At 72.9% G+C, this 20,408-nt stretch carries 23 protein-coding genes; 15 read left to right on the forward strand and 8 right to left on the reverse strand.

Annotation, left to right across the window (positions count from 1 at the left end; all coding sequences use genetic code 11):
* Positions 1–2: 2 nt before the first annotated feature.
* Together ACIRG9_RS12125 and ACIRG9_RS12130 are read left to right on the forward strand one after the other, a co-directional pair.
* Complete coding sequence (locus ACIRG9_RS12125) at positions 3–626, forward strand: HAD family hydrolase (RefSeq protein WP_402854020.1); 624 nt, start codon at positions 3–5, stop codon at positions 624–626.
* A gap of 28 nt (positions 627–654) precedes the next feature.
* Positions 655–1,041 (forward strand): cold-shock protein, encoded by a 387-nt coding sequence (locus ACIRG9_RS12130; protein WP_088997128.1) that lies wholly within the window; start codon positions 655–657, stop codon positions 1,039–1,041.
* On the opposite strand, the gene ACIRG9_RS12135 is transcribed toward ACIRG9_RS12130, so the two are convergent.
* From ACIRG9_RS12135 to ACIRG9_RS12145, 3 genes are all read right to left on the reverse strand, one after another.
* Positions 1,002–1,832, reverse strand: a complete 831-nt coding sequence (locus ACIRG9_RS12135) for a 1,4-dihydroxy-6-naphthoate synthase (RefSeq protein WP_402854023.1) — start codon at positions 1,830–1,832, stop codon at positions 1,002–1,004. The two genes, ACIRG9_RS12130 and ACIRG9_RS12135, sit on opposite strands and share 40 nt — an antisense overlap.
* A gap of 549 nt (positions 1,833–2,381) precedes the next feature.
* The gene (locus ACIRG9_RS12140) at positions 2,382–3,032 is read right to left on the reverse strand and encodes a futalosine hydrolase (RefSeq protein WP_402854025.1); all 651 of its coding nucleotides are present in this window, start codon (positions 3,030–3,032) and stop codon (positions 2,382–2,384) included.
* A complete protein-coding gene (locus ACIRG9_RS12145) occupies positions 3,029–4,642 on the reverse strand; it encodes an MFS transporter (protein ID WP_402854028.1) in 1,614 nt (537 codons plus the stop codon). Before ACIRG9_RS12145 ends, ACIRG9_RS12140 begins: the two co-directional genes overlap by 4 nt.
* Before the next feature lie 86 nt (positions 4,643–4,728).
* On the opposite strand from ACIRG9_RS12145, the gene ACIRG9_RS12150 reads away from it, so the two are divergent.
* Positions 4,729–5,568 (forward strand): DUF3027 domain-containing protein, encoded by an 840-nt coding sequence (locus tag ACIRG9_RS12150; RefSeq protein WP_402854031.1) that lies wholly within the window; start codon positions 4,729–4,731, stop codon positions 5,566–5,568.
* A 20-nt stretch (positions 5,569–5,588) separates the two neighbouring features.
* Here ACIRG9_RS12150 and ACIRG9_RS12155 read toward each other — a convergent pair whose 3' ends face one another.
* The gene (locus tag ACIRG9_RS12155; RefSeq protein WP_402854034.1) at positions 5,589–5,849 is read right to left on the reverse strand and encodes a DUF2530 domain-containing protein; all 261 of its coding nucleotides are present in this window, start codon (positions 5,847–5,849) and stop codon (positions 5,589–5,591) included.
* Between the two features lie 17 nt (positions 5,850–5,866).
* Between ACIRG9_RS12155 and ACIRG9_RS12160 the strand changes: the two genes are divergently transcribed.
* The 5 genes from ACIRG9_RS12160 (at position 5,867) to thpR (ending at position 9,098) form a co-directional block, all read left to right on the forward strand.
* Complete coding sequence (locus ACIRG9_RS12160; protein ID WP_402854037.1) at positions 5,867–6,022, forward strand: hypothetical protein; 156 nt, start codon at positions 5,867–5,869, stop codon at positions 6,020–6,022.
* Between the two features lie 52 nt (positions 6,023–6,074).
* Complete coding sequence (locus ACIRG9_RS12165) at positions 6,075–6,524, forward strand: MarR family winged helix-turn-helix transcriptional regulator (RefSeq protein ID WP_197673931.1); 450 nt, start codon at positions 6,075–6,077, stop codon at positions 6,522–6,524.
* 72 nt (positions 6,525–6,596) lie between these two features.
* Positions 6,597–7,883, forward strand: coding sequence for an MFS transporter (locus tag ACIRG9_RS12170; RefSeq protein ID WP_402854040.1), 1,287 nt, complete (start codon positions 6,597–6,599; stop codon positions 7,881–7,883).
* A gap of 119 nt (positions 7,884–8,002) precedes the next feature.
* Entirely contained in the window at positions 8,003–8,506 is a 504-nt protein-coding gene (locus ACIRG9_RS12175) for a hypothetical protein (RefSeq protein ID WP_402854043.1), read from the forward strand.
* 13 nt (positions 8,507–8,519) lie between these two features.
* Positions 8,520–9,098: an RNA 2',3'-cyclic phosphodiesterase gene (gene thpR, locus ACIRG9_RS12180; protein WP_402854045.1), complete on the forward strand. Its 579-nt coding sequence runs from the start codon at positions 8,520–8,522 to the stop codon at positions 9,096–9,098.
* Positions 9,099–9,111: 13 nt separating this feature from the next.
* On the opposite strand, the gene ACIRG9_RS12185 is transcribed toward thpR, so the two are convergent.
* The 4 genes from ACIRG9_RS12185 to ACIRG9_RS12200 all read right to left on the reverse strand — a co-directional run bounded on the left by ACIRG9_RS12185 (position 9,112) and on the right by ACIRG9_RS12200 (position 14,006).
* Complete coding sequence (locus tag ACIRG9_RS12185; RefSeq protein WP_402854047.1) at positions 9,112–10,098, reverse strand: aldo/keto reductase; 987 nt, start codon at positions 10,096–10,098, stop codon at positions 9,112–9,114.
* A 58-nt stretch (positions 10,099–10,156) separates the two neighbouring features.
* Positions 10,157–11,239, reverse strand: a complete 1,083-nt coding sequence (gene sepH / locus ACIRG9_RS12190; RefSeq protein ID WP_402854050.1) for a septation protein SepH — start codon at positions 11,237–11,239, stop codon at positions 10,157–10,159.
* 188 nt (positions 11,240–11,427) lie between these two features.
* On the reverse strand, positions 11,428–12,555 hold the full coding sequence (gene serC, locus ACIRG9_RS12195) for a phosphoserine transaminase (protein WP_402854053.1): 1,128 nt from the start codon (positions 12,553–12,555) through the stop codon (positions 11,428–11,430).
* Between the two features lie 344 nt (positions 12,556–12,899).
* Positions 12,900–14,006, reverse strand: a complete 1,107-nt coding sequence (locus tag ACIRG9_RS12200) for a citrate synthase 2 (protein ID WP_402854056.1) — start codon at positions 14,004–14,006, stop codon at positions 12,900–12,902.
* A 270-nt stretch (positions 14,007–14,276) separates the two neighbouring features.
* Here ACIRG9_RS12200 and pdxH point away from each other — a divergent pair, with 270 nt between their 5' ends.
* The 7 genes from pdxH (at position 14,277) to ACIRG9_RS12235 (ending at position 20,385) form a co-directional block, all read left to right on the forward strand.
* On the forward strand, positions 14,277–14,906 hold the full coding sequence (gene pdxH / locus ACIRG9_RS12205; RefSeq protein ID WP_402854295.1) for a pyridoxamine 5'-phosphate oxidase: 630 nt from the start codon (positions 14,277–14,279) through the stop codon (positions 14,904–14,906).
* The gene (locus ACIRG9_RS12210; protein ID WP_402854058.1) at positions 14,903–16,201 is read left to right on the forward strand and encodes an MFS transporter; all 1,299 of its coding nucleotides are present in this window, start codon (positions 14,903–14,905) and stop codon (positions 16,199–16,201) included. Before pdxH ends, ACIRG9_RS12210 begins: the two co-directional genes overlap by 4 nt.
* A gap of 110 nt (positions 16,202–16,311) precedes the next feature.
* Complete coding sequence (locus tag ACIRG9_RS12215) at positions 16,312–17,238, forward strand: aldose 1-epimerase family protein (RefSeq protein WP_402854059.1); 927 nt, start codon at positions 16,312–16,314, stop codon at positions 17,236–17,238.
* A gap of 2 nt (positions 17,239–17,240) precedes the next feature.
* Positions 17,241–17,843 carry a nitroreductase family protein gene (locus ACIRG9_RS12220; protein WP_402854062.1) on the forward strand — a complete coding sequence of 201 codons (603 nt, stop codon included), beginning with the start codon at positions 17,241–17,243 and terminating at the stop codon, positions 17,841–17,843.
* A 180-nt stretch (positions 17,844–18,023) separates the two neighbouring features.
* Complete coding sequence (locus ACIRG9_RS12225; protein ID WP_091113285.1) at positions 18,024–18,329, forward strand: type II toxin-antitoxin system VapB family antitoxin; 306 nt, start codon at positions 18,024–18,026, stop codon at positions 18,327–18,329.
* A 31-nt stretch (positions 18,330–18,360) separates the two neighbouring features.
* A complete protein-coding gene (locus tag ACIRG9_RS12230) occupies positions 18,361–19,521 on the forward strand; it encodes an acyl-CoA dehydrogenase family protein (RefSeq protein WP_402854065.1) in 1,161 nt (386 codons plus the stop codon).
* A gap of 99 nt (positions 19,522–19,620) precedes the next feature.
* Positions 19,621–20,385: a DUF4230 domain-containing protein gene (locus tag ACIRG9_RS12235; RefSeq protein WP_402854068.1), complete on the forward strand. Its 765-nt coding sequence runs from the start codon at positions 19,621–19,623 to the stop codon at positions 20,383–20,385.
* Positions 20,386–20,408: the final 23 nt, after the last annotated feature.

Consider the following 20,408-nt stretch of genomic DNA (forward strand, 5'->3'; position numbering starts at 1 on the left):
GCATGCCCGCACTGATGGTCGGTTTCGACCTCGACATGACCCTGGTCGACTCGCGCCCCGGCATCGCCGCCGCGTACCGGGCGCTGACCGCGCGTACCGGTGTGTTCGTGGACGCGGATGCGGCGGTGTCGCGGCTCGGCCCGCCGCTGCGGGTGGAGATCGCCCGCTGGTTCCCGCCCGAGCGGGTGGAGGAGGCGGCGGCCGTCTACCGCGACCTGTACCCGGCGTATGCGATCACCCCGAGCCTGCCGATGCCCGGTGCGGAGGCCGCGATCGAGGCGGTGCACGCGCGTGGCGGCCGGGTGATGGTGGTGACCTCGAAGATCGGCCGGCTGGCGAAGCTGCACCTGGACCACCTCGGGTTGTCCGTCGACGAGTTGGCCGGGGATCTTTTCGCCGAGCAGAAGGCGACCGCGTTGCGGGAGCACGGCGCGGCCCTCTACGTCGGGGATCACGTGGCGGACATGGTGGCCGCGAAAACGGCGGGAATCCCAGGTGTGGGAGTGGCGACCGGGCCCTGTACGCAGGACGAACTGCGGGACGCCGGAGCGCACACGGTTCTGGATGATCTCAGTGGATTCCCGGCGGCGCTGGATCGGATCATCCGGCTAGCCTTGAGGGGGTAGTTGTCTCGAGCGAAGCAGGGGTTGTCAGGTGCCGACGGGTCGAGTGAAGTGGTATGACGCGGCCAAGGGATACGGGTTCGTCACCAGTGATGAGGGTGGCGACGTGTTTCTGCCCAAGGGCGCGCTGCCGGCGGGCGTCACCGACCTGAAGGGCGGCCAGCGGGTCGATTTCAGCGTGGTCGACAGCCGGCGCGGCGCGCAGGCGATGGGCGTGAAGCTGCTGGAGGCGCCGCCGTCCGTGGCGGAGCTGCGCCGCCGGCCGGCCGAGGAGCTGCACGGCCTGGTCGAGGACATGATCAAGGTGCTGGAGGCGAAGGTCCAGCCGGACCTGCGCCGGGGTCGCTTCCCCGACCGGAAGACCGCGCAGAAGATTGCTCAGCTGGTCCACGCGGTGGCGCGCGAGCTGGAGGTCTGAGGGACGAGCCCGGCGTCGGCGGCCCGGCCCAGCAGCGCCTCGACGGCGGCGAGGCCGGCCTCTCCCAGGTCGGCGGTGAAGTCGTTGACGTAGAGGGCGATGTGCCGGTCCACCACGTCGGGCTCCATCTCCTGCGCGTGCGCGAGGACGTACTCCCGGCTGGCCTCCGGGTCGGCCCACGCCTGGCGTACCGACTCGCGGATCCAGGCGGCGGCCTCGACCGGGTCGACCGCGCCCTTGCGGGCCAGGATCGCGCCGAGCGGGATCGGTAGGCCGGTGTCACGCTCCCACCACTCGCCGAGGTCGACCAGCGCGGTCAGCCCGTGCCGGGGGTAGGTGAACCGGGCCTCGTGGATCACCAGCCCGGCGTCGTACCGGCCGGCGGCGACGCCCGGCATGATCTCGTGGAACGGCACCACCTCGATCCGCGCCGGCGGGCGATCCGCCGCCCAGAGCCGGAACAGCAGGTACGCCGTGGTCCGCTCGCCGGGCACCGCCACGGTCGCGCCGGACAGATCGGCCCGGTCGCCCCGGGTGAGCACCAGCGGCCCGCAGCCCCGGCCCAGCGCACCGCCGCAGGGCAGCAGGTGGTAGTCGTCGAGCAGCCAGGGCAGCGCCGCGTAGCTCACCTTCACCAGGTCGAACGCCCCACGCTCGGCGGCAGTGTTGGTCACGTCCACGTCGGCGTAGGTCACCTCGACCGGTGGCGCGCCCGGCACCCGGCCGTGCACCAGGGCGTCGAAGACGAAGGTGTCGTTGGGGCAGGGGGAGATCGCCAGGGAGAGCGCCACGCCCCCACCGTAACCCCGGGCCGAAGCCCGACCGCCACCCCGGTCCCGCCGACGGGCTGAAGACTTGTCGCCGCCTTTGGACCTGATGTCACAGACGAATCGCTACCCCTTGATCGACTTCGTGTGCGGTATGTGGTGGCCACCGCTGCGGCGGAAGCCGCCGTTTACGCGACACGGAGTGGATCACCCGAGCCGCGTCGCCTCGGCAGGCCTTGATCGGCCCCGGGGTGGCGGGGGAGGTGGACCAGCGGGCGGGCGGTTTGACGCGCCGCTTGGCGCGGCCAGCGATATCACCGGCGATTCAGCTCCAAAGGGCCTCGCTATCCACACCTCTGCCAGCCAGAGAGCGGATGTCCACAGGGTTATCCACAGGCCGGTGTTCGGCTGTTGAATCCGGGGCGGGAGGCCGTGTGGAGCATGGCCCTAGCCGATGAGCCCGGCATCAGCTTCCTGCTCGCCTGCGGGTTCAAGCTGGAGGCGAGCCGACCCGCCGCGGTGCGGCTGGTTCTCCCGGACGGCGCAACGCTGCCGTCCGCATGGATCGGGAAGTCAGTGCAGCGCGACCGCCGCCGCGGTGAGGGCGGCGAACGCCTCCCGCATCCGCCAGGATTCCCGGTCCCGAGGCCCGATCGGGTTGGAGATCGTACGCAGCTCGGCGAAGGGCAGGCCGGCCTGCGCGGCGGCGACGGCGACGCCGTACCCCTCCATGGCCTCCGCCACCGCGTCCGGGTGCCGTGCCGCGAGCGCCGCGGTGCTCGCGGCGGTGCCGGTCACCGTGTTGACCGTCAGTACCGTGCCGACCGTGGCCACCGGCAGGGCGGCACGCAGGGCGTCGAGCAGCCCTGGGTCGGCGGGTACGCCGCTGCCGATGCCCAGCAGATCGGCCGGCATGCCCAGCTCCTCCAGCGGGAGAAAGCCCTCCGGCGACTCGGCCCCCAGGTCGGCCGCCACGCTGCGGGTCGCCAGCACCGTGTCGCCGACCGCCACCCGGTCGACGAAGCCGCCGGCGATGCCCGCGCTGACCACCGCCCGGTACGGCCGACCGGCCGCCTCGGCGAGCGCCAGCAGCCGGGCGGTGGCGGCTCCGGCCACGGCGGGGCCCACCCCGACCGGGGCGACGGTGACCGTGGGGTCGGTCAGGCCCGCCCGGACCGCCTCCGCCTCGGCGGGTACGGCGGTCACCACCAGCAGTCCGGTCACCCGAGCGGCCCCCGTGGCCCCCGCCGGTTCTCCTCGTCCACCCCGCCCGGCCCGCCGACCGTGGAGGAGGAGGGCCGGTAGATGTGGAAGCCGGGCGGCACGAGTGCGTCGTCCTGCTCGGTGGTGGGCGTACCGGTGGGCGTACCGCCCGACGTCGGGGCCGGCGAGGTGGGGGTCGGGTCGGCCGACTCCTCCGTCTGTTCGTCGGCCAGCTCGTCGTCGCCGAGCGGCCGGCCGATCAGGCGTTCCTTGCGTAGCCGGCTGGCCACCAGCACACCGCGTGCGGCCACCAGCGCCGCGCCGCAGGCGGCGACGGCGATTCCGACCCGGCCGGTGAACGGGACGAGCCCGAGCCCGCCGCCGGCCACGAACGCGAGCATGAGCGCGGTCTCCGAGTGGGCGAACGAACTCGCCCGCAGCCGCTCCGGGATCCGTTCCTGGATCGACGCGTCGACCGCGAGCTTGGCGATCCCGCTGAACAGGGCTGCCACCAGGCAGAACAACGCCACCATGGGCAGCGAGAACTTCAGCGCGGCCAGCGCCGCCACCCCGGCCACGATGACCATGCCGCTGGACTGGATCGCGGTCGGCCGGTGGATCCGCAGCCGGGTGCCGACCGCGGTGGCCAGGAAGCTGCCCACCGCCAGCGCGCCACCGACCAGGCCGAGTGCGCCCTGTGCGCCCAGTGTCCGGCCGAAGAAGTCGGTGGTCAGGTCGCCGGCCTTGATCGCGAAGGCCAGGAAGAGCAGCAGGAAGCCGTACACGCCACGTAGCGCCGCCGCGCCGATCAGGGTGGCGATCACCAGGCGGCCGGCGGGTCGGCCCCGGCCCAGCGGTCGTTCCCCGTTCCGCCGGCGCAGCGCCCGGAAGGGCTGCGGCACCCGCTCCGGGGGCTCGGAATCCGCCTTCGGCGGCAGGCGCAGCGCGATCACCATGCCGACCAGGAAGATCAGCGAGGCCACCCGGACCGACCACTGCGGCCCGAACCAGAACGCGGCCAGCCCGAGCGGGGCGACCAGGCCACCGGCCACCGTGCCGTAGACGCTCGCCCGGGCACCCACCTGGGACAGCCCCAGGCCCTCGGGCAGCAGCCTCGGCACCGCCGCCGAGCGGGCCACCCCGTACGCCCGGGAGAGGGCGAGCACGCCGAACGCCGCCGGGTAGAGCCCGAAGCTGCCGATGTAGTCGGAGATCAGCCAGGCGAGGAAGGCCCGGCCGAGCATGGTGGTCGCCAGCGCGTACCGGCGGCCGTGCCGGAAGTGGTCCAGCAGCGGCCCGACCACCGGGGCGAGCATGGCGAACGGCACCATGGTCACCAGCAGGTATAGCGCGACCTTGTTGCGGGCCTCGCCCAGCGGCACGTCGAAGAAGATCGTGCCGGCCAGGCCGATGGCGATCAGGGTGTCCCCGGCGCAGGAGAGGGCGTGCAGGTCGAAGAGGCGGACCATGCCCACCTCGTTGCCGGCGCTGCGGGCCCGGGCCGAACCGGCCCGTCGGGTCATCCACCGGCCGCTGTGCACGGAGCCGCGCAGCAGCAGGCGGGTGGCGCGGATGCCGGTGCCGACGGCGCGCCCGAGGGCGGACCGGCCGGAGCGGGAGGACAGCGGCATGTGTCCCATCCTTGCCCATCTGATCCATGCGCGCTCCGCCACCCGGTAGAACGACTCCGGGGAGTGCCTGACAGTCGACGGTGGGCATGGGGAACAATGGGCGGGTGACCAGGCCCGCCTCCGCCCGCGCTCCCCGGCTCGACCAGGTGTGCGCCGCCGCCGTCGAGGTGGCCCGCGCCGCCATCATCGAGGTGGACCCCGCCGACGTCGGCGATCACCTCCAGGCCGTCGCCGAGGGCGATCGGCTCGTCACCCACTACTTCGAGTGCCGGCTGGCGGGCTACCGCGGCTGGCGCTGGGCGGTCACGGTGACCCGGGTGCCGCGCAGCCGCAACGTCACGATCTGCGAGACGGTCCTGCTGCCCGGCCCCGACGCGCTGCTCGCCCCCGGTTGGGTGCCCTGGCAGGAGCGGCTCAAGCCGGGCGACCTGGGCCCGGGCGACCTGCTGCCGACTCCGGCGGACGACGAGCGCCTGGCCCCGGGCTACCTGCTCTCCGACGATCCGGCGGTCGAGGAGGCCGCGTGGGAGCTGGGCCTGGGCCGGCCCCGGGTGCTGTCCCGGGAGGGCCGCTCGGAGGCCGCCCAGCGCTGGTACGACGGCGAACACGGCCCGGACGCCGCGATCTCGGTGGCCGCGCCGGCCGGTGCCCGCTGCGGCACCTGTGGCTTCTATCTGCCGCTCGCCGGTTCGCTGCGGCAGTCCTTCGGCGCCTGCGGCAACTTCTACGCGCCCGACGACGGCCGGGTGGTGAGCGCCGACCACGGCTGCGGCGCGCACTCGGAGACGCTGGCCGAGACGACCGAGACCCCGGTCGACGAGCTGCCCACGGTCTACGACGACAGCGCGGTCGAGGCGGTGTCGGTGAGCCGGGCTCCCGGCTCGGTGGAGGCGGCCGAGCCGGCCGAGCCGTACGGCCACCCGTGACGGTCGGCCGCGACTGACGGTCAGCCCTGGCGGGCGGCGGCCTCCCGGCGGCGACGCCGGTTGGCGTCGTGCCGCATCATCACGGCGAGACCGGGAAAGCCCCACAGGAAACCGGCCAGGCAGGTCCAGAGCCAGTCCTGGTGCCCGTGCTCGGTGAGCCAACCGCGGAAGAAGATCAGCAGCACCAGCCCGACCACCGCCCAGGCGATCAGCCCGGCGACGGCGAACGGCACCATCGGTGGGTCGAGCGGCTCGGGCCGCGGCGGTTGCTCCTGGGACACGCGCACAGCATACGGGCGTGCGCGCGTACGTGGTGATCAGGTTGGCCAGGGATAACGCCCTTGACATCCACCCCCTGTTGTACGTCGCGGCGCTGGCGTTCATCCTGTACTTCCCGCGCGGGCCGATCGGGTTCGTGGTGTTCCGGCGCGGGGACAAAACGATCTTCTGGTGAGTCTGGTCATATCGCATGTCGTTAGCCAGGCTTATTAGTTAAGCTAACTAGTGTGACGGAGCGGACGGTGACGGCGAAACGCGTGCCACCGGCGCAGCTGGCCACTCAGCTGCGTGATGCGATCACCCGACTCAACCGGCGGGTCCGACAGGCTCGCCCGGTCGGTGACCTGACGGTCACCCAGGTCTCGGCGCTCACCAGCCTCAACCTGGCTGGTGCCCTGACGCCCCGGGAGCTGGCCGACGTCGAGCGGGTGCAGCCGCCAACGATGACCAAGATCGTCGCGAAGCTGGAGGAGCGCGGCCTCGTGCAGCGCACCCCCCACCCGACCGACGGCCGGCAGGTCATCCTCGCGGCGACCGAGGGAGGGCGGGCCGTGCTCGAACAGTTCGAGCGGGCCCGCAACGAGTGGCTGGCCGACCGGCTGGCCGCGCTGACCGAGGAGGAACGCGACACGCTGCGGCGGGCCGCCAACATCCTCCAAGGGATCGCTCGCGCCTGAGCCACGACGCGTCGTGCTCTCCGCCCCGTCCGGCGTGGATGAAGCGTACCGACGCGAGGAGGCGCACCAAGAGTGCGGGCGAAGCTGAGCACGATGTTCCAGTCCCTACGAGTCCGTAACTACCGGCTCTTTGCCACCGGACAGCTGATCAAGTTGATCGGCGTCTGGATGATGTTCATCGCCCAGGACTGGCTCGTCCTCGAGCTCAGCGACAACTCCGCCACCGCGCTCGGCGTGGTCACCGCGTTCCAGTTCACCCCCGTCCTGCTGCTGACCCTGCTCTCCGGCCGGCTCGCCGACCGGTACGACAAGCGGATGCTGCTCTTCATCGCCAACGCGTTCTGGACCTCGCTGGCGCTGGTGATGAGCCTGCTGGTGATCACCGGGCTGGTGCAGCTCTGGCACGTCTTCACGTTCGCCCTCCTGCTCGGCGTCGCCAACGCGGTGGAAACCCCGGTCCGGCAGGCGTTCGTCTCCGAGCTGGTCGGCGTGCCGCTGCTGCCCAACGCGCTCTCGCTCAACGCGGCCACCTTCAACTCGGCCCGGATAGTCGGCCCGGCCGTCGCCGGTCTGGCCATCGCCGCGTTCGACGTCGGGCCGGTCTTCATGTTCACCGCGCTCAGCTCGATCGCCCCGCTGGTCAACGTGGTCCGGATGCGTACCTCCGAGCTGTACCGCAAGGACCTGCCGCCGGCCGGCGAGCGCGACCAGGCCCGAGTGGTGGACGGCCTGCGATACGTCGCCCGCCGCCCCGACATACTGCTGCCGATGGCGCTGATGTCGGTGATCGGGATGAGCCTGTTCAACTTCCAGCTGACTCTCGCCGCGCTGGCCAAGACCGTGTTCAACACCGGTGCCGCCTCGTTCGGCCTGTTCAGCACCGCCCTCGCGGCCGGTGCGCTGGCCGGCGCCCTGGCCGGCACCGGACGGCGCACCCGCCCCTCGGTCTGGCTGGTGCTCGGCGCGGCGATCGGCTGCGCCACCTTCGGCACCCTGGTCGGGCTAGCCCCGGCGTACTGGCTGGTGGTGGCGCTGCTGCTGCCGACCGGGTTCTTCATGGTCTTCTTCGCCCAGGCCTCGAACCAGCGGGTCCAGCTCAGCGTCGACGCCGCCTTCCGGGGCCGGGTGATGGCGCTCTGGGTGCTGGTCTTCCTCGGCACCAACCCGGTCGGCGCGCCGGTCATCGGCTGGGTGGCCGAGACCTACGGCGCCGGGGCGAGCATCTGGATCGGCGGGCTGATCTCGCTGGCCGTGGCGCTCCTCGCGCTCACCTGGCAGCTGCGTCGCTCCGGCGCCCGGCTGCGGATGCGGGTGCTGCCCATGCCCCGCTTCTACGTGGTGTCGCCCGGCGCCGAATGACCCGTTGAGTGACGCCGAGGACCGGTTCCCGCCCCGGGGACCGATCCTCGGCGTTATTCATTCAGCCGGATCTGGGGAATCCGGTGGCGGGCCGCAACGAAGGGCCTTAGCGTCGATACGTGGCGCGGGGACTACTGCTGGTGCTGGCAATCCTCGCTGTTTGCTGCCTGCCCGCCGTCTTCGCGCTGATTTTCTGCGCCGACGAGATCCTCGACCGGGTGATCTGCTGGTGGGCAGAATGGCGCGAACAGCGGCGGGAACGGCGTACCATCGCCCGGCTGGACCGGGCCATCGAGGCCGACGCGCTCACCCGCGACATCGACCTCACCGAGCTCGACCGGGCGGACCGGCGTCCCCTGCAACAGCTCGCCACCGACCTGCGCCGGCTCGGCGGCCACCGGCTCGCCGCCGTCGACCGCCCGGTGGTGTGGCACGGCGCGATCATCGACACGTACGACGAGCGGCTGCGGGCCGCCTGCCGGGCGCTGGGCATCACCGAGCACCTCGCCGAGCTGGACGGCGTGGACCGGGAGATCGAGCGGGTACGGGTGGAGGGGCTGCTGCACGCCGCCGGGCTCACGCTGCCCGCGGCCCGCCCCGGCCACCACCAGCGACACCGCTGACCCGGCGACTCGGATGCGGCTCTTCGTCGCGGTCTACCCACCCCGGCCGGCGGTCGACGATCTCACCGCCCAGGTGGCCCGGCTGCGGATCGGCGCCGCCTCCGCGGCCGGCACCAACGTCCGGCTGGCCGACCCGGCCAACGCCCACCTCACCCTGGCCTTCCTCGGCGACGTGCCCGAGGACCGGCTGGTCGACGTGGAGAGCGCGCTCGGCCTGGCCGCCGAGACGTTCCGGGGCGGCCGGGACAGCTCGCCGTGGCTCCGCCTCGGGGGCGGGGGCAGCTTCGGGCGGGGCCGGTTCACCGTGCTCTGGGTGGATGTCCAGGGTGACGTCGAGGCGCTGGCGGTGCTGGTCCGGCTGATCCGGTTCGGGTTGCGCCGCGCCAAGCTGCCGCACGACGAGAAGCCGTTCCGGGCACATCTGACCGTCGCCCGTCCCGGCGACCGGGTCGACCGTGCCGACGTGCTGGCCGACCGGGAGGCCCTGCACGCCTACCTCGGCCCGGAGTGGCCGGCGGAGGAGTTGGTGCTGGTCCGCAGCCACCCGGGCCCCCGTCCCACCTACGATCGCCTCGCCGCCTGGCCCGTCTGACCGGCTCGACGGGTCACCAGGCCCAGGCCTCGGGGCCAGGGCCGCCGTTGCCGACGGGTGGGAAGAGCTCGTCGAGGCGCGTCAGGGTCGCCTCGTCGAGTTCGATCTCCAGCGCGGCGAGGTTCCGGTCGAGCTGGTCCACGGTGCGCGGCCCGACGATCGGGGCGGTCACGCCCGGCCGGGAGAGCAGCCAGGCCAGCGCCACGTCGGCCGGGTCGTGACCCAGGTCGGCGCAGAGCTTCTCGTACGCCTCGATGGTGGGCCGGTGCGCGGCGAGCGCGTCGGCCGACCGGCCGGCGGCGCTGCGGGCCGCGCCGCCCTCGGCCATCTTGCGGATGACGCCGGAGAGCAGGCCGCCGTGCAGCGGCGACCAGGGGATGACGCCCAGCCCGTGATGCTGTGCGGCCGGGATCACCTCAAGCTCGACGTACCGGGTCATCAGGTTGTAGATGCACTGCTCGGAGACGAGGCCGAGGAAGTTGCGCCGGCCCGCCGCGGCCTGCGCCTGGGCGATGTGCCAGCCGGCGAAGTTGGACGATCCGACGTAGATCACCTTGCCCTGGGCGACCAGGGTCTCCATGGCCTGCCAGATCTCCTCCCACGGCGTGGCCCGTGAGATGTGGTGCATCTGGTACAGGTCGATGGTGTCGGTCTGGAGCCGGCGCAGCGAGTCCTCGCAGGCCCGGATGATGTGCCGGGCGCTGAGGCCCTGCTCGTTGGGCCACTCGCCCATCCTGCCGTACACCTTGGTGGCCAGGACGACCTTGTCGCGGCGCCCGCCGCCCTGGGCGATCCAGCGGCCGATGATCCGCTCGGTGACGCCCTCGCCGAGCTTCCAGCCGTAGACGTTCGCGGTGTCGAAGAAGTTGATCCCGTGTTCCAGTGCCCGGTCCATGATGGCGAAGCTGTCCGGCTCGTCGGTCTGCGGACCGAAGTTCATGGTGCCGAGGCAGAGCCGGCTCACGGACAGACCGGTACGTCCCAGGTTCGTGTACTCCATGGGTTCACCCTGGCACGCCCGGACTTCGAGTGCCTACGACACCAGGGTGCCCGATGGATCAGGACGACTCGCGGGCCGCCGGGCCGGTGCCGAACAGGACATCGTCCCAGCTCGGCAGCCGCTTGCGCGGCTTGCCGCCGGCCTCGGTGGACTCGTTGCCGGCTGCGGCCGCCGCCGCGCCGGTGCGACGCGGTCGCAGCACCGCCAGCGACGGTACGGCCGGAACCTCCTTCGGCGCGTCCGAGTCGTCGTCGAACGCGGACCCGGGGCCGCCGCCGAGCAGCGCCGCCGCGCCACCGCTGACGGGGCGTTGGCGGGGGGCGTCCGGCCCGGCCAGCGCGGCCGGCGTGCGTGGTTCGAGCCCGCGGCCGGAGGTCGAGCCGAGCGGCCGGTCCAGCGAGGCGAGCAGGGCGTCCCGGCCGGCGCGGATCGGGTCCCGCCCCGGGCGGGCGTGCTCGGCGGGCGTCGGCAGGCCGTGCCCGCCCCGGCTCGGCTCGCCGCGCGACGGGCCGGGCAGCGCGTGGCCGCCCCGCTCCGGGGCCGGCTCCTGGCCGAGGATCGGCGTCGGCCGCTCGGCGCAGAGATATTGCGCCATGTCGTCGTGCGGGGCGACGTGCTGCCGGGCCTTGTCGAGGTCCCAGACGGCCTGCGCGGTGGCCTTGCCCGACGGCCAGGTGGCGATGATCCGCCAGGTGCCGTCGTCCCGCCGGTACGCGTCCCAGGAGATCTTCTCGGTGTCGATCCCGTGCTGGGCCAGCCGGCCGTTGACCACCTCGGCGAGCGGGGTCGGCTTCTCCGCACCCTTGAGCCGGGTCCGCCGGGCGTGCTGGGCGAGCATGGCCCGCTCCTGGAGCACCGGGCCCGCGTAGCGCAGGACGCGGTCGACCGGGACGCCGGCGATCCGGGCGACGTCCTCAGCGGACTCGCCGGCGCGGATGCGGGCCTGGATGTCCCGTGGAGAGAGGGACGGCGTCGGGTCGGCGGCGTTCGGCACCACCGCGAGGGGTGCCGACCCGGGCTCGGCGTGCAGCGCCCCGGCGATGCGTTCGTCGATCGGCAGGGCGAGCAGGCGCCCGACCTCGTCGGCGAGCACCATGGCCTGGCCGTCCTCGGAGAGGGCGACGAAGCGTACTGGGCGCATGTGCTTGCCTCCGTCCCGCTCCGCTGGCCGTCACGCCGCGGGTCGGCCACCCGGGCGTCTCGCACCACCGTACGCTCATCTACCCGAAGGTGGGGGATGCGACACCCGGCATGTCGCGACTGAGCTGCGGCGATGATCACGGTGGGTGGTCGCCGAGGCCTCGACAACCACCCACCGTCACCGAGTGATCAGAGTCGCTCGACCACGTAGTCGATGGACGCGGTGAGCGCCTCCACGTCGGCCGGCTCGACCGCCGGGAAGAGCGCGACCCGCAGCTGGTTGCGGCCCAGCTTCCGGTACGGCTCGGTGTCCACGATGCCGTTGGCGCGCAGCGCCTTGGCGATCGCCGAGGCGTCCACGCCGTCGGCGAAGTCGATCGTGGCGACCACGTTGGAGCGCAGCGCCGGGTCGGCCACGAACGGGGTGGCGAACTCGGCGCGCTCGGCCCAGCCGTACACGATGTTGGCGCTCTCGGCGGTGCGCTTGGCCGCCCAGGCCAGGCCGCCCTGGGCGTTCATCCAGTCGGTCTGCTCCGCGGCCAGGAAGATGGTGGCCAGCGCGGGGGTGTTGTACGTCTGCTCCAGCCGCGAGTTGTCGATCGCGGTGACCAGGTCGAGGAAGGCCGGGATGTAGCGGCCGGACTCCTTGATCTCGGTGGCCCGAGCCAGCGCGGCCGGCGACATCAGAGCCAGCCAGAGGCCGCCGTCGGAGCCGAAGCACTTCTGCGGGGCGAAGTAGTAGACGTCGGTCTCGCCGACGTTGACCTCCAGGCCGCCGGCGCCGGAGGTGGCGTCGACCAGCAGCAGCGCGCCCTCGTCGGCGCCCGCCACCCGGCTGATCGGCACGGCCACGCCGGTGGAGGTCTCGTTGTGCGGGGTGGCGTAGACGTCCACGCCGGCCTCGGCGACCAGGGCCGGCGCGCTGCCCGGCTCGGACTTGCGGACGGTCGGCTCGCCCAGGAACGGGGCGTCCTTGACCGACTTGGCGAACTTCGCGCCGAACTCGCCGAAGCTGGCGAACTGGGCCCGGTCCCGGACCAGGCCGAAGGTGGCGACCTCCCAGAAGGCGGTGGTGCCGCCGTTGCCGATGATCACCTCGTGGCCCTCGGGGAGGGAGAAGAACTCGGCGATGCCCCGGCGCAGCCGGGCGACCTGGTCGCGGACGGTCTTCTGCCGGTGCGAGGTGCCCAGGTAGCTGGTGGCGACGTCGGCGAGGGCGGAGACCGCCGCCGGACGGACCTTGGACGGCCCGCAGCCGAAGCGCCCGTCGGCGGGCTTGATGTCGTCGGGAATCCGGATGGTCGGTGCGTCAGCCACGGTTTTCTCGATCCTTCCGCGTGGGCGGGGACGGCCCTCTGTGCGGGCGCGAACCGACGGCGGCCGCGCGCGAGCGCGCGGGGAGGCCGGGATCCGAGCCCGGTCCGGCGGCACTGCCGGCCTTCATCCTCGCACCCGCGCGACCCGCTCCGGCGGCTGGTCCCGGCCTGTGAGGTGAGGCGTCGAACACACCCCACACCGCGCACTTTCAGGGAACGTGCTGCTTCCCGGCCTCATGAGGGGCCGCTTGCCGCGAGGTTGTGCGGATCTTGCGCTGTGGACGGGAAACAGGGGGAAAGCACGAGCCCCGCCCGGGGGCCGGGCGGGGCTCGACGGGCAGGTGATCAGACGCCGTGCGGGATGGCGTCCCAGCCCTCGACCTCCTGCGGCTTGCGGGGGCTGTGGCCGACGTACCGGGCCGACGGGCGGACCAGCCGCTGGAGCTTCTTCTGCTCCAGGATGTGCGCCGACCAGCCGCCCATCCGGGCGCAGGTGAACATCGAGGTGAACATGTGCGCCGGCACCTCGGCGAAGTCCAGCACCACGGCCGACCAGAACTCGACGTTGGTGGCGAGCACCCGGTCCGGGCGGCGGGCCTGCAGCTCGGAGAGGGCGGCCTTCTCCAGCGCCTCGGCGACCTCGAAGCGGGGCGCGCCCAGCTCCTTCGCGGTGCGGCGGAGCACCCGGGCACGAGGGTCCTCGGCCCGGTAGACCCGGTGGCCGAAGCCCATCAGCCGCTCGCCCCGGTCGAGGACGCCCTTGACGTACCCGTCGGCGTCGCCGCTGCGCTCGACGGCCTCCAGCATGCTGAGCACCCGGGACGGCGCGCCGCCGTGCAGCGGGCCGGAGAGCGCGCCGATGCCGGAGGAGATGCAGGCGGCGGCGTCGGCGCCGGTGGAGGCGACGATCCGGGCGGTGAAGGTGGAGGCGTTCAGGCCGTGCTCGGCGGCCGAGATGAAGTAGGCGTCGACGGCCTTGACGTGCCGCGGGTCGGGCTCACCCCGCCAGCGCTTCATGAACCGCTCGACGATCGTCTCCGCCTTGTCGATCTCCTTCTGCGGCACGGCCGGCAGGCCCAGGCCGCGGGCGGACTGGGCCACGAAGGAGAGCGCGGTCACGGAGACCCGGGCGAGATCCGCGCGGGCCTGCTCGTCGGAGATGTCGAGCATCTGGTCGAGCCCCCAGTACGGGGCGAGCATGGCGACCGCGGACTGCACGTCGACGCGGATGTCGCCGGAGTGCACCGGCACCGGGAACGGCTCGGCCGGCGGCAGGCCCGGGCCGAAGCGCCCGTCGACCAGCAGCGCCCAGACGTTGCCGAAGGAGACCTGACCGATCAGATCCTCGATGTCCACGCCGCGATAGCGCAGCGCGCCACCCTCGCGGTCAGGTTCGGCGATCTCGGTCTCGAAGGCTACGACGCCCTCCAGGCCCGGTTTGAAGTCGGACATGTTGTCTCCTGGCTTCCGGCGGTGCGCCCGCGCGGGCTCAGCCGAACCCAGCGCCCCGGCGACCCTCAGCGATGTGTTCGTGCCATCTTGCCTGCTGAGTAACTAAGTTTGCGACCCACCGCGACTGTGCTACACGCGACATCCCCACCTGTGGACAGGCGCACGGTCTCGGCCAGACTGGTCGGTGGGGCGTGGCCAGCGTCGGGGGACGCGGCCGCCTCGACGAAAGGGACGTGGAGAGTGACGGGCGACACACCGGCTCCGGCCGCCATGCGTAACGAGTACGCGGCCGACCTGGGCCTTTCCGAATCGGATCTGGCGCCGGACTGGCACACCCAGTTCGTCCGGTGGTTCGCCGACGCGGTCGCGTATCCACTCCCCGAGCCGAACGCGATGGTGCTGGGCACGGCCGACGCCGAGGGTCGCCCGAGCGGCCGGACCGTGCTGCTCAAGGGGTACGACCCGGAGGGCTTCGTCTTCTACACCAACCACGACTCGCGCAAGGGCGGCGAGCTGGCCGCCAACCCGTGGGCCAGCCTGGTGTTCCCGTGGTTCCCGATGCAGCGCCAGGTGGTGGTCGCCGGCCGGGTGGTGCGGGTCGACCGGGCCGAGACCGAGGCGTACTTCGCCAGCCGGCCGCGCGGCTCCCAGCTCGGCGCCTGGGCCAGCACCCAGTCCCGGGTCATCCCGGACCGGGCCGCGCTGGACGCGGCGTACCGGGCGGCGGCCGAGCGCTTCGTCGCCGTCGAGCCGATCCCCGCGCCGCCGCACTGGGGCGGGTTCCGGGTGCTCCCCGAGACGGTGGAGTTCTGGCAGGGCCGGGCCAGCCGGTTGCACGACCGGTTGCGGTTCCGGCGTGCCGGCGGCGGCACCTGGGTCACCGAGCGGCTGGCGCCGTGACCGGGGTGAAGGAGGCCCGGCCGCGCGAACCGCGCCGCTGGGCGATCGACCTGCGTCCGCTGGCCGTGCCCGCGTACCGGCGGGTGTGGCTCGGTAACGGCGTGGCGATGTTCGGCTTCCAGTTCACCGCGGTCGCCGTACCGGTGGAGATGTTCGGACTGACCGGCGGCTCGTTCTGGGTCGGCCTCCTCGGCGTGGCCGGGTTCCTGCCGCTGCTGCTCTTCGGGCTCTGGGGCGGGGCGGTCGCCGACGCCCGGGACCGGCGCCAGGTCCTGCTGGCCGCCGGCGCGCTGCTCTGGGCGTCGACCCTGGGTCTGCTGGCCCAGTCGTTGTTCGGGGTGGGCAGCCCGGGGCTGCTGCTCGCCCTGGTGGCGGTGCAGTCGACCGCGTTCGCGATCACCTCGCCGGCCCGTAGCGCGATCCTGCCGCGCCTGGTGCCGGACGAGCTGGTGCCGGCGGCCAGCACGCTGAACTTCACCACGTTCACCGCGACCGCCGTCTTCGGGCCCCTCACCGCCGGTCTGATCTTCGCCACCTGGCGCATCGAGGTCGGGCTGCCGATCGCGTACGCGGTGGACGCGCTGCTCTTCACCGTCTCGCTCTGGGCCACCCTGCGCCTGCCGGCGATGCCGCCCGAGCCGGACCCGACGGACGACGGCAGCCCGCGGAAGGCGGGACTGGCCAGCATCGTCGACGGCTTCCGTTACCTTGCCACCACGCCGGTACTGCTGCTGTCGTTCGCCATCGACCTGATCGCGATGATCCTGGCCATGCCCCGGGCGCTCTTTCCCGAGGTGGCGCAGGGCCGGCTGGGCGGTGGCGGCGCGGTCGGCTGGCTCTACAGCGCCATCGCGATCGGCGCGATGGTGGGCGGCCTGACCTCCGGCTGGATCGGCCGCCTGCGCCGGCAGGGGCTGGCGTTGGCGCTGGCCGTGGTGGGCTGGGGCCTCGCGATCGCCCTGGCCGGCCTGGCGCGCCAGCTCTGGCTGGTGGTGCTGCTGCTCGGCCTCGCCGGGGCCGCCGACCTGGTCAGCTCGGTGCTGCGGCAGTCGATGCTGCTGGTGTACGCGCCGGACCGGATGCGCGGCCGACTCCAGGGCGTGAACACCGTGGTGGTCGCGGGCGGCCCGCGCCTGGGCGACCTGCGGGCCGGCACGATGGCGGCCGGCTTCGGCGCCGGGGTCGCCTGGGTCGGCGGCGGCCTCGTCTCGGCCGTACTCGCCGTGCTGCTGGTGGTGGCCTTCCCGGCGCTGCTCCGCTACCGCTCGGCCACCGGTTCCGCCGAGCAACCCTGACGTCCGCCTGTCCCGCCCGCGCGCCGCGCTTCCCAGGTGATTGGAGGGCCCCTTCCTATACCGCAGGCGTTAACAAGGGACCCTTCCTCTCATCCACTAGGGTCGCCAACATGGAGAACGGGGCGTATCCCTCGCCGTCGGGGGCACAGTGGAGTATTTCCGCCGACGGCCACGAGGCCGTCGTCGTCGAGGTGGGCGGCGGGCTGCGGGCGTATCGGCACGACGAGGTGGACTACCTCGACGGGTACGAGGCGGACGAGATCTGCCCGGGCTCGGCCGGACAGGTGCTGGCCCCGTGGCCGAACCGGGTCCGGGACGGCGTGTACACGTTCGGGGACCGGACGATGCAGCTCGACCTGACCGAGCCGGCCCGGAACAACGCCATCCACGGCCTGGTCAACTGGGTGTACTGGCACCTGGTCGAGCAGACGCCGGAGAGCGTCACGCTCGGCTACGACCTGCCGCCGACCCCGGGCTATCCGTGGGCGCTGCGGCTGAGTACCCGGTGGAGTGTCGGGGCGGACGGGCTGCGCGCCGAGCACGAGGTGACGAACCTGGCCGGCGAGGCGGCGCCGTTCGGCTTCTCGGTGCACCCGTATCTCCGGCTGCCGAAGGCCGGCGTGGACGAGCTGTCGCTGCGGGTGCCGGGGCGGATCCGGATGCTGCTGGACGGCCGGCTGCTCCCGGTGGGCGCGACCGGGGTCGCCGGCACCGAGTACGACTTCACCGAGCCCCGGCCGATCGGCGGCGCGGTGCTCGACCTGGCCTTCGGTGACATCGTCCGGGACGGCGACGGCCGGTCGAGTGTGACCCTGGCCGCGCCGGACGGTTCGGCGGTGCACGTCTGGGCTGGCCGGGAGTTCGGCTGGTGGCAGGTCTTCACCGGGGACACCCTCACCGGCGAGCGGCACCGCCGCTCGGTCGCGGTCGAGCCGATGACCTGCCCGGCGGACGCCTTCCGCTCCGGCAAGGACCTGATCGTCCTGGCCCCGGGCGAGACCTGGCGGGGCGCCTGGGGCATCCGGCCCGGGGCCTGAGCGTGGAGTTCGCCGAGGTCGTCCGGCGTCGCCGGATGGTACGCAACTATGACCCCGACCGGCCCGTCCCGCCCGAGGTGGTGGACCGGTTGCTGGAGCACGCGGTCCGGGCCCCCTCGGCGGGCTTCGCCCAGGGCTGGGGCTTCCTGGTGCTGGAGGAGCCGGCGGACCGGGAGCGGTTCTGGAGCGCGGCCACCCCGGGCGGGGGCGGCCGGGACCGCTGGCTGGCCGGGATGCGCCGCGCTCCGCTGATCGTGGTGCCGCACGCGAACCGCTCCGCCTACCTGGACCGGTACGCCGAGCCGGACAAGGGCTGGACGGATCGTGCCGAGGACCGCTGGCCGGTGCCCTACTGGTACGTGGACACCGGCTTCGCCGCGCTGCTGATGCTGCTCACCGCCGTCGACGAGGGGCTGGGTGCCTGCTTCTTCGGCATCCCGCCGCAGCGGATCGGGGCGTACCGGGAGGCGTTCGGCGTGCCTACGGAATACCACCCGATCGGCGCGGTCACCGTCGGCTACCGCGCACCCGACCATCGGTCACCGTCGCTGCGCCGCGGCCGACGGCCGGCCGACGAGGTGGTCCGGCGGGGTCGCTGGAGTTGACGGCGGGTCTGTCCGGGCCGGTCGGGGCATCGGCGGTAGCGAAACCGACATGAGGGAGTAAAACGCAATGTGGCGGGTGCGGATAGGCTGGCACGGACATCATCAGCCGTTCCACGTGGCGTCTCGCCCTGACCTGGCCGGGCGCCGAGGCGGGTCGGGCCAGGGGGAGGGGAGCGCGCCGTGATCTTCAGAGCGGTCCGGGACGGGCGTCCCTACCCGGAGCACAACCTCACACTCAAGCAGTGGGCCGAGATCCCCCCGCGTCCGCTGCGGCTGGACCAGCTCATCACCACCAAGCGGGAGCTGGCGCTGGACAAGCTCCTCGCCGAGGATTCGACCTTTTACGGCGACCTCTTCCCGCACGTGGTGCAGTGGAACGGCGGCCTCTACCTGGAGGACGGCCTGCACCGGGCGTTGCGGGCGGCGCTGCAGCAGCGCAACCAGATCCACGCCCGGGTGCTGGTGCTCAGCCCGCAGGGCGAGTGACGTCCTCCTGAGCCTTCGTTAAGGTGGCCGCATGACCCCTCTCGACCTGCTGGACATCGACGCGTCGCTGGGCGAGGAGGAGCGGCAGATCCGCGCCGTCGTGCGCCAGCTCGTCGACGACCGGGTACGCCCGCACGTCGCCGGCTGGTACGAGGACGGTCAGGTGCCGGCGCGCGAGCTGGCCCGCGAGTTCGGCAAGCTCGGCCTGCTCGGCATGCACCTGACCGGGTACGGCTGCGCCGGCGCGCCGGCGGTCGCGTACGGGCTGGCCTGCCTGGAGCTGGAGGCCGGCGACTCCGGCGTCCGCTCGCTGGTCTCGGTGCAGGGTTCGCTGGCCATGTACGCCATCTGGCGCTACGGCAGCGAGGAGCAGAAGCAGCGCTGGCTGCCCGCCATGGCGGCCGGCGAGGCGATCGGCTGCTTCGGGCTGACCGAGCCGGACCACGGCTCCGACCCGGCCTCGATGGCCACCCGGGCGCGTCGGGACGGCGACGACTGGATCCTCGACGGCGCCAAGATGTGGATCACCAACGCGCCGGTCGCCGACGTCGGGGTGATCTGGGCCCGCACCGACGAGGGCGTGCGAGGTTTCGCCGTACCCATGGACACGCCGGGGGTGACGGCGCGCGAGATCCGGCACAAGATGTCGCTGCGCGCGTCGCTGACCGGGGAGATCGTCCTCGACGGCGTCCGGCTCCCGTCCGACGCCCGGCTGCCCGAGGCGGTCGGGCTGAAGGCGCCGCTGAGCTGCCTGACCGAGGCCCGGTACGGCATCGTCTGGGGCGCGCTCGGCGCGGCCCGCGACTGCCTGGAGACCACCCTGGCGTACGCGACCACCCGGACCCAGTTCGGCCGGCCCCTCGCGGGCTTCCAGCTCACCCAGGCCAAGCTCGCCGACATGGCCGTCGAGTGGAACAAGGGCCTGCTGCTGGCGCTGCACCTGGGCCGGCTCGCCGACGCCGGGAGGCTGCGCCCCGATCAGGTCAGCGTGGGCAAGCTGAACAACGTGCGGGAGGCCCTGGCCATCGCCAGGGAGTGCCGGACGATCCTCGGGGCCAACGGGATCTCCGGCGAATATCCGATCATGCGGCACGCCAACAACCTGGAGAGCGTGCTGACCTACGAGGGCACCTCGGAGATCCACCAACTGGTCGTCGGGCAGCGGCTGACCGGGCTCTCCGCCTTCGCCTGACCTGCGGTTTTCCCGTCCGCCGCCGCTCGCCGAGCGGGTGTCGTACCGGGGCCTTACCGTCATCTTCAGGCGCAGTGTCTGACGAGGACGGTGAGGGCGATGGCCCGCGACGGTGACATCAACGAACCCACCATGGAGTTCCCCGGTTACCCGGCCGACGACTCCCGGCCGGGCCCATCCGACGGCACAGCCGAGCCGGGGCCGGCTGCCCCGGCACCGGCGGGTGGCCCGGTCCGCGGCCTGCTCTGGGTGCTCGGCGCGGCCGCGCTGGTCGTGGTGGTGCTGCTCGGCGTGCAGGCGAGCGGGATCCTGCCGGACTTCCGCAATCCGTTCGCCAAGGAGCAGACCGACCGCAGCCAGCCGACGCTGCTCAAGTCGATCCGTGACCTCAGCCGGTACGTCGCGGCCGAGGGCGACTTCCAGGTGGTGATCGACCTGCAGAACGACCGGCGGAACGTGCCGGACTTCCTGCTCAACGAGCGGACGCTCTTCGTGGGGGCGGGCCGGGTCGAGGCGTACGTCGACTTCTCGAAGATCGCCGATGGGGCGGTGGTGGAGTCGGCCGACAAGAAGACGGTGGAGATCAAGCTGCCCGCCCCGCAGCTCGGCGAGACCGACCTCGACATGTCGAAGAGCTACGTCTTCGCCCAGCAGCGCGGCCTGCTCAACCGGCTCAACGACCTGGTGGCCGGCGACCCCAACCGCCAGCAGCAGGTCTACCGGCTGGCCGAGGACCGGATCACCGCCGCCGCCCGGGACAGCGGGCTCGCCGCCCGGGCCGAGCAGAACACCCGCAAGATGCTGGAGGGCCTGCTCCGCTCCCTCGGCTACGAGAAGGTGACCGTCACCTACACGGCCCCCTGACACCGCCGGCGCCGGGGCCGACC

Source organism: Micromonospora sp. NPDC093277 (assembly GCF_044765245.1).
Taxonomy (GTDB): Bacteria; Actinomycetota; Actinomycetes; order Mycobacteriales; family Micromonosporaceae; genus Micromonospora.